Source organism: Nocardia africana NBRC 100379 (assembly GCF_001612635.1).
GTDB lineage: Bacteria > Actinomycetota > Actinomycetes > Mycobacteriales > Mycobacteriaceae > Nocardia > Nocardia africana.
This window is the reverse complement of sequence record NZ_BDAV01000081.1, coordinates 1-1,163: the sequence shown is the minus strand read 5'-3', so window position 1 is coordinate 1,163 and position 1,163 is coordinate 1. Positions and strand designations below refer to the sequence as shown.

Below are 1,163 nucleotides of genomic sequence, written 5' to 3'. Positions count from 1 at the left end.
CCGACATCGAACTCACCAACAGCCAGGCCGCCGCCCTCGGCCTGGCGACCGGGCAGGGCTACCGCGTCACCGGAATGCTGGTCGACCACACCGGTCGCCCGGCTCACATCCCCTCGCTGGAAACCCTCCGGGTCCCGGTGCGGTGGCTGTACCCGCCCGAGGATCCGCGGCTGCAACGCGCCACCCACCGCGACGCCGACCGGTGGCCCTACATCTAGATCGACAACCGGAACGTTGGGTTAACGCATTCCACCGATCGAATTCAGAGGCAGGTTCGAGGTTCTGCAGTGCCATCGCTGCCGCAGGCGCCCTCACGCCTGATCAGTTTCGAGCTGCGGCGCTTCGACCCGCTCGCAGGTGTCGACCCATCCAGCGAGCAGACTGAGGGTGCCGAGCCGTTCGAGCGCGTCTTGCTCAGACATCTTCTCCGTCGAATGGGCTGCGCCGTTTCGGATCGTCATCTGGACACCAGGTGCGAACAACCTGAGCCCGTCATTCATCGACTTCACGTCGCGGTCCTCGGGTTCGCCAGGCCAACGGAGACGGATTTCTCCCGGCTTAGCGGCGGAGTTGGAGAACGCATGTTGCCACACCGACGTTTCTGCGATGTCTCGCCGTTTGACGAGGGTCTTTACCTTGTCGACCAAGGCTTCCGCCGCCGCGGCCATAGCCTCGCGATAGTGACCGTCATCCCACAGAGGTCTAGCTGCACCCCAGACGGTGGGGTGCATCTCGGCGGGACCGGCCGGTCGCGGCTGCTCGATCTTGGCCGCCTCGATCATCTCATCGAGTGAGCCGATGATCTGCCCGCAAGCGATCAGCACGTTCTCCGGTTCCAACACAGGTTTGGGCTGGGTGACCGAAGACCACGCAGCGATAGGGTCAATGAGGCGACTCTGGCCCTCAATGCTGTACCTGACCTCGGTAAGCAGCGCGGCCCGCCGAGCACGGCCCGCAGCCTCGGCGACCTGCTCCGCGATCTCGGTTACCTGCTCGGGAGTGACGCCTTCACGCCGCGTGACAGCCGGAATTATCCCTCGACCGAATCCGGCTTCGGTCGTTGGAACGTGCAGCGCGAGGAACTCTCGGAACTTGCTCCGAAACTCGCGCACCGCATCCTGCGTGGTGCGTAGGTAATCGGGATCTTGTGAGGCGTCCATAGT

Annotated in this window: 2 protein-coding genes; one reads left to right on the top strand and one right to left on the bottom strand. The window is 64.2% G+C overall.

Annotation, left to right across the window (positions count from 1 at the left end; translation table 11 throughout):
• A partial coding sequence (locus NA3_RS37990) for a hypothetical protein (protein ID WP_167355107.1) occupies positions 1–218 on the top strand: 218 nt, incomplete at its 5' end.
• Positions 219–311: 93 nt separating this feature from the next.
• On the opposite strand, the gene NA3_RS35345 is transcribed toward NA3_RS37990, so the two are convergent.
• Positions 312–1,163 (bottom strand): TIGR02391 family protein (locus NA3_RS35345; RefSeq protein WP_062969261.1); only part of this gene is annotated, 852 nt, incomplete at its 5' end.